At 71.0% G+C, this 6,796-nt stretch carries 6 protein-coding genes; all 6 read left to right on the forward strand.

Features of this window, described 5'->3' with window-relative positions; genetic code table 11:
• Positions 1 to 149 precede the first annotated feature (149 nt).
• The 6 genes from ACTHJJ_RS06735 to ACTHJJ_RS06760 are packed head-to-tail and all read left to right on the forward strand — an operon-like array spanning position 150 to position 6,676.
• Entirely contained in the window at positions 150 to 944 is a 795-nt protein-coding gene (locus tag ACTHJJ_RS06735) for an ABC transporter permease (RefSeq protein ID WP_440302170.1), read from the forward strand.
• Positions 937 to 1,707 (forward strand): ABC transporter permease, encoded by a 771-nt coding sequence (locus ACTHJJ_RS06740; RefSeq protein ID WP_440302171.1) that lies wholly within the window; start codon positions 937 to 939, stop codon positions 1,705 to 1,707. The genes ACTHJJ_RS06735 and ACTHJJ_RS06740 overlap by 8 nt, the downstream gene beginning before the upstream one ends.
• Positions 1,704 to 2,810, forward strand: a complete 1,107-nt coding sequence (locus ACTHJJ_RS06745) for an ABC transporter ATP-binding protein (protein ID WP_440302172.1) — start codon at positions 1,704 to 1,706, stop codon at positions 2,808 to 2,810. Before ACTHJJ_RS06740 ends, ACTHJJ_RS06745 begins: the two co-directional genes overlap by 4 nt.
• The gene (locus tag ACTHJJ_RS06750) at positions 2,807 to 3,784 is read left to right on the forward strand and encodes a UTP--glucose-1-phosphate uridylyltransferase (protein ID WP_440302173.1); all 978 of its coding nucleotides are present in this window, start codon (positions 2,807 to 2,809) and stop codon (positions 3,782 to 3,784) included. The genes ACTHJJ_RS06745 and ACTHJJ_RS06750 overlap by 4 nt, the downstream gene beginning before the upstream one ends.
• Positions 3,781 to 5,184, forward strand: a complete 1,404-nt coding sequence (locus ACTHJJ_RS06755) for an NAD(P)/FAD-dependent oxidoreductase (RefSeq protein ID WP_440302174.1) — start codon at positions 3,781 to 3,783, stop codon at positions 5,182 to 5,184. Before ACTHJJ_RS06750 ends, ACTHJJ_RS06755 begins: the two co-directional genes overlap by 4 nt.
• Before the next feature lie 22 nt (positions 5,185 to 5,206).
• A complete protein-coding gene (locus ACTHJJ_RS06760) occupies positions 5,207 to 6,676 on the forward strand; it encodes an aminobutyraldehyde dehydrogenase (protein WP_440302175.1) in 1,470 nt (489 codons plus the stop codon).
• The last annotated feature ends 120 nt before the right edge of the window (positions 6,677 to 6,796 follow it).

The raw sequence follows: 6,796 nt of genomic DNA on the forward strand, positions 1-6,796 counted from the left end.
CCCCCCCCCCACAACCACCACACCACAAATTTTTTTTGTGGTTGTTTTTCGCGCTTGGGGGGGGGCCGCGCCCGCCCCCCCCCCCCCCCCCCCCCCGGGCGGAACGGCTCGTCCTCACCGGGCCGGGACTCGCCTGGCTCACCGTCTTCATGGCCGTCCCGATTGCCCTGGTGCTCGGGCTGACGATCTTCCAGCGCGGCCGGTTCGGCGGCATCGTGCTCACCCCCACCGGTGCGAACTTCGCCCGCGTGTTCGAGTCGATCTACGTCTCCATCCTCGGCAGCTCGCTAGTCATCGCCGGCCTGACGACCGCGCTGGCGCTGCTCATCGGCTACCCCGCGGCATACGCCATCGCCAAGGTTCCCCAGCGGTGGAGGGTCGTCGCCCTCGTGCTGGTCGTCCTGCCGTTCTGGACGAACTTCCTCATCCGCACGTACGGCTGGATCGTGCTCCTCGGCTCCGAGGGAGTGCTCAACCGTGCGTTGCTCGCGACCGGGATCACCTCCCAGCCGCTCGAGCTGCTCTACACCCGTGGAGCGGTCGTCGTCGGGCTGCTCTACGCCTACCTGCCGCTGATGATACTGCCCTTGTACGCGTCGATCGAGCGGATCGACCCGCAGCTGCGTGAGGCTGCCGCCAACCTCGGGGCGACCCGGTGGCGCAGCTTCTGGGACATCACGGTCCCGCTCAGCCTCCCCGGGGCCATCACCGGGAGCCTGTTCGTCTTCGTCCCCAGTCTCGGCAACTTCGTGGTGCCCGAGCTGCTCGGCGGCGGCAAGACCGTGATGGTCGGCAACCTGATCCGTGACCAGTTCCTCAAGGCCCGTGACTGGCCCTTCGGCGCAGTCCTCGCCCTCGTCGTCATCGCGCTGCTCGTCGTGCTCTTCGCGTTGCAGTCCCGCGCCGCCCGGCGCGTCTCCGGGGAAGGAGCCGCAGATGCGTGAGCTCGGCTGGCTGCGGGCACCCCTGCTGCTGACCTACGCCTTCCTCTTCCTGCCGATCGTCGTGCTGATCGTCATGTCGTTCAATGCAGGCAGCTCGCCCTACACCTGGAGCGGCTGGAGCCTGCAGTGGTACGGCCAGCTCGCCGGGGACGAGCGCATCATGGAGGGCCTGCGCAACACGCTCGTCGTGGCTCTCGGGTCCACCGTGCTGTCGACCGTGCTCGGCACGATGCTGGCAGTCGGGCTCCACCGTCACTCCAGGTCTGCGCTGCTCGATGCGTTCTCCCTGGCGCCGGCGATCGTGCCCGACATCATTCTCGGCATCGGGCTGCTCAGCCTCTTCAGCCTGAGCTCCATCGCGACCGGTCTGCACACGGTCCTCATCGCGCACACCGTCTTCGGCCTCGCCTTCGTCGCGGCCGTCGTGAAGGCGAGGCTGTCCAACACCGACCCGCAGCTCGAGGAGGCCTCGCGCGACCTGGGCGCGGGACCGGTCACCACCTTCCTGCGGATCACGGTGCCGACGCTGCGCCCGGCGATCCTCGCCGGCGCCCTGCTCGTGTTCACCCTGTCCCTCGACGAGTTCGTCATCGCCTTCTTCACCGACGGGCCGAGCACCCCGACCCTGCCGATCGTCATCTACTCGATGGTCCGGTTCGGCGTCACCCCTGAGATCAACGCCCTGGCGACGGTACTCATCGGCATCAGCTGCGTGACCGTCCTCGTCGTCCAGCGCCTCCTGCGAGTGAAGGACCGCGCATGACCACCCACCCCGCCGACCGGTCGCCCACGCACCCCCGGTCCCAGCCCCCGGCCACGCCCGAAGCAGGCCCCCTCCTGCGGGTCGCCGGTCTGACCCGCAGCTTCGGAGCGACGTCAGCACTCGACGACGTGAGCCTCGAGATCCGGACGAACGAGTTCTTCGCCCTCCTCGGCCCCTCGGGATGCGGCAAGACGACCCTGCTGCGGGTCATCGCCGGGTTCGAGCAGCCCGACTCGGGATCGGTGCTGCTCGGCGACGCCGACCTGCTCGCGCTCCCGCCGCACCGGCGCCCGGTCAACCTCATGTTCCAGTCGTATGCGCTGTTCCCGCACCTCAGCGTCGAACGCAACGTCGCCTACGGGCTCGAGCGCGAGGGCGTCGCGAAGAATGAGGTGCGCCGCCGGGTCGGTGAGGTCCTCGACACGGTGGGCCTCACGGCCCTCGCGCGTCGGCGTCCGAGCCAGCTGTCGGGAGGCCAGAGGCAACGGGTCGCACTGGCGCGCGCCATCGTCAAACGACCACAGCTGCTGCTGCTCGACGAGCCCCTCTCGGCGCTGGACCGGAAGGTTCGCGCGGAGATGCAGCTCGAGCTCAAGCGGCTCCAGCATGAGGTCGGCATCACCTTCGTCGTCGTGACCCACGACCAGGAGGAGGCCATGTCCATGGCGGACCGGATCGCCGTGCTCGCTGGGGGCCGGGTCCAGCAGGTCGCCACCCCACAGGCCCTCTACGAGCGGCCCGCCAACCTCTTCGTCGCCGACTTCGTCGGCACGAGCAACATCTTCGCGGGCGATGCCGCGGCCGGTGGGGTCCACACCCGGTGGGGCCTGCTGCCCGGGACGGCCGAGATCGACCCGGGCGCCGGAGCGGCGCACGTCATGGTGCGGCCAGAGCATGTCCGTCTCGTCGACGTCGACCGCGCGATCCTGGGCGGCCAGGTGATCGATACGCAGTTCTATGGAGGGACGTCCACCGTGGCGATCGAGATCGACGGCCGGGATGAGCCGGTTCTGCACACTCACCCGGGGATGGCTCCCGTGCGGCGTGGGGACGTCGTGCACCTGGCATGGGATCAGGCGCACGGCGTGGTGCTCGCATCGTGAGCCGGCCCACTGCCCCGGTCCAGGAGCTGGCCCTGACCAAGGCGGTCATCCCGGCTGCCGGCCTCGGCACGCGCTTCCTGCCGGCCACGAAGGCGACGCCCAAGGAGATGCTGCCCATCGTCGACACGCCGGCGATCCAGTACGTCGTCGAGGAGGCGGTGGCTGCCGGACTGCAGGACCTGCTGCTCGTCACCGGTCGCAACAAGCGGGCGCTCGAGGACCACTTCGACCGCAACGCCGAGCTCGAGGCGATCCTCGAGCGGCGCGGCGATGTCGACCGGCTTGCCGGAGTCGTGGCGTCGGCCGAGCTGGCCCAGATGCACTACGTGCGGCAGGGGGAGGCGCTCGGCCTCGGTCACGCGATCCTCTCTGGCCGCCAGCACGTCGGGCCGTGCCCCTTCGCGGTGCTCCTCGGGGACGACCTGATCGACCCGCGCGACCCCATCCTGCCGGCCATGATGGCCGCGCGGGTGACCCACGGTGGCAGTGTCGTCGCCCTCATGGAGGTGCCCCGCGAGCAGATCCACCTCTACGGGTGCGCGGCCGTGGAGCCGCTACCGGGCTCGGCGGACCTTCGGGTCACGGGCCTCATCGAGAAGCCGTCCGCCGCACAGGCCCCGTCGTCGTATGCCGTCATCGGACGTTACGTGCTCGACCCGGCGGTCTTCGACGTGCTCGAGACCACCCCACCCGGTCGGGGCGGCGAGATCCAGCTGACCGACGCGCTCGCGACCCTGGCGGCGATGCCTGCCGAGCAGGGCGGGGGCGTGGTGGGTGTCGTGTTCTCCGGTCGGCGTTACGACACCGGGGACCGGCTCGACTATCTCAAGACGGTGATCCGGCTGGCCTGCGAGCGCGACGACCTCGGTCCGGCCCTGCAGGAGTGGCTCCTCCGCTACGTGTCGACCGAGCTGCCTCTGGGGCGCATCCCCGATGCGACGCGGTCGCTCGAGCACGCGGGGGAGAAGCGATGAGCGTCGCAGGACGGGCACGCGCCAGCCTGGCCGAGGCCGCGCCCCGGCCCTTCTGGACCGATCGTCCGCAGGCCCCCACCCCGACTGGCCCGCTCACGGCCGCAACCACGGCCGACCTGGTCGTCGTCGGAGGCGGCTTCACCGGGCTGTGGACCGCGATCGAGGCGAGCGAACGGCACCCGGACTGGCGCATCGTGGTGCTCGAGGAGCACCGGGTCGGCCACGGCGCCAGCGGCCGCAACGGCGGCTTCATCTCCGCCTCGCTCACCCACGGCCTGGCCCATGGCGTCGCGATGTGGCCCGACGAGATGACCTCGCTGCTCCGCCTCGGTCGGGCCAACCTCGCCGGCATCGCGCAGTTCGTCGAGAACGAGGGCATCGACGCGCACCTCGCCCTCATGGGCAAGTCCGTCATGGCCGTCACCCCCCAGCAGCTGAGCCGGCTGTCGGACGCCCAGGCCCTGCACGAACGCTTCGAGGAGCCCACCGACCTGCTCGACGCCGAGGCGACCCGGGCCGACGTGCACTCACCGACCTACCTCGGCTCGCTACGGGTCCGGTCGGGATACGGCCTCGTCGATCCGGCGGCGCTCGCGTGGGGGCTGCGACGCGTCGCGCAGCACCGCGGCGTCGAGCTGCACGAGCAGACCCGGGTCCTCGGCGTGGACCGGGACGGGCCCGGAGTGTCCGTGCGGACTCCCCGGGCGACGGTTCGGGCCGCGCGCGTCGTCCTCGCAACGAACGCGTTCCCACCCGTGCTCCGCCGCCTCCGCTCGTGGGTGCTGCCCGTCTACGACCACGTCCTCGTCACCGAACCGCTCACCGCGGAGCAGCTCGAGACGGTGGGCTGGACTGACGGACAAGGCATTTCGGACGCTGGGAACCAGTTCCACTACTACCGGCGGACCCCTGACAACCGGATCCTCTGGGGTGGCTACGACGCGATCTACTACTTCGGCAATCGCACCGACGTCTCGCTCGAGCAGCGCGACGTCAGTCACCAACGTCTCGCCGACCACTTCTTCCAGACCTTCCCTCAGCTGGAGGGGCTGCGGTTCACGCACCGCTGGGCGGGCCTGATCGACACGACCTCCCGGTTCACCCCGGCCTTCGGCACCGCCCTTGGCGGGCGGATGGCGTATGCCCTCGGCTACACCGGGCTCGGCGTCGCCAGCTCCCGCTTCGGGGCGCAGGTCGCCCTCGACCTCGTCACGGGAACGGACACGGAGCGGACCCGGCTGTCCATCGTGCGCCGCAAGCCGGTGCCCTTCCCCCCGGAGCCGCTGCGCTACCCCCTGATCCAGGTCACCCGGGCCGCGCTGGCGCGTGAGGACGACATCGGCCGCCGCGGGCCGTGGCTCACGCTGCTCGACCGTTTCGGCGTCGGCTTCAACAGCTGACCACCACGACCCAAGGAGAACCATGACGACACTGGCCGGACTGCACATCGACGGCGTCACGGCACCGGGCGGTGGTCCCGTCCGGACCCTGGTCGACCCCGCGACGGGAGAGCCGCACGCCGAGATCGCTGAGGCCGCCACGACCGACGTCGTGCGCGCGGTCGCCGCGGCGCGCGCTGCCGCAGCCGCGTGGGCGGCCCGCACCCCGGGGGAGCGCGCCCGGGTCCTGCTGCGCCTCGCTGACGTCATCGAGGCCGACGCCGACCGGCTGACCGAGCTGGAGGTCGCCGACACCGGCAAGCCGTGGGCGACGTTCCGGGACGGTGAGCTGCCGTTCGCGGCGGACAACCTGCGCTTCTTCGCCGGGTCGGCGCGCTCGCTCGAGGGCACGGGTGCAGGCGTCCTGAGCGACGGCTACACCTCGATCCTGACCCGCCGTCCCGTGGGCGTCGTGGGGAGCATCGCCCCGTGGAACTTCCCCCTCGTCATGGCGATCTGGAAGCTGGGCCCGGCACTGGCCGCCGGCAACACCGTCGTCCTGAAGCCCGCACCGGGGACACCACAGTCGACGCTGCGGCTGGCCGAGCTCGCGGCTGAGGCGGGCCTGCCGAGCGGCATCCTCAATGTCGTCACCGGGGGCGCCGACATCGGTACGGGCCTCGTCGTCGACCCCGGCATCGACATGATCTCGGTGACCGGGTCGACCGCGACCGGGTCGGCGATCATGGCGGCCGCGGCCAAGGCAACCAAGCGCGTCCACCTCGAGCTCGGCGGCAAGGCACCGGCCCTCGTGTTCGCCGACGCCGACATCGACGCGATGGTCCACGCCGTGGCGATGGGTGCGACGTACAACACCGGGCAGGACTGCACCGCGGCCACCCGGGTCTACGTCCATCGGTCGCGGCACGCCGACGTCGTCGATGCGCTGGCGAAGATCCTCGGTGACATCAGCGTCGGGGACCCGCGCGACCCGGGCACCGACATCGGCCCCCTCATCTCGACTGAGCACCGCGACCGCGTCCACGGTTTCGTGACGCGCGCCCGCGAGGCCGGCGCCGAGATCGTCGTCGGTGGGGAGCCCGGCAGCGGGCCCGGCGCCTACTACCCACCGACGCTGGTCGTCGACCCGGCCCAGGACAGCGAGATCGTCCAGGGTGAGGTGTTCGGGCCGGTCCTCGCGGTCCTGCCCTTCGACCGCGAGGATGACGCGGTGGCGCTGGCGAACGACAGCCGTTATGGCCTCGCGTCGTCGGTGTGGACCGCCGATGTCGGTCGTGCGATGCGGGTGAGCCACCGTCTCGAGGCAGGCGTGACGTGGGTCAACGACCACCTGCCGATCGCGTCCGAGGCGCCGCACGGTGGCGTCAAGGGCAGCGGGTTCGGCAAGGACATGAGCCACGAGGCGATCCTCGAGTACACCGTGACCCGCCACCTGATGGTCAAGCACGCGGCACCCGCACCCGAGGCGGACCGGGGCTTCCGCCCCGCCTGAGCACCCTTCGAGCTCCGACCGAGCGCGGGGGACCCCCCCCCCACCGGGGGAAGGGCCCAAAAACAAAAAACCCAGGGGAACACACGGAGTAAGAACAGGAGACCCCCCAAGCGGCGCGGG

Origin of the sequence: Intrasporangium sp. (genome assembly GCF_051961875.1) — a bacterium.
In the GTDB taxonomy this organism is placed as follows: Bacteria; Actinomycetota; Actinomycetes; order Actinomycetales; family Dermatophilaceae; genus Intrasporangium_A.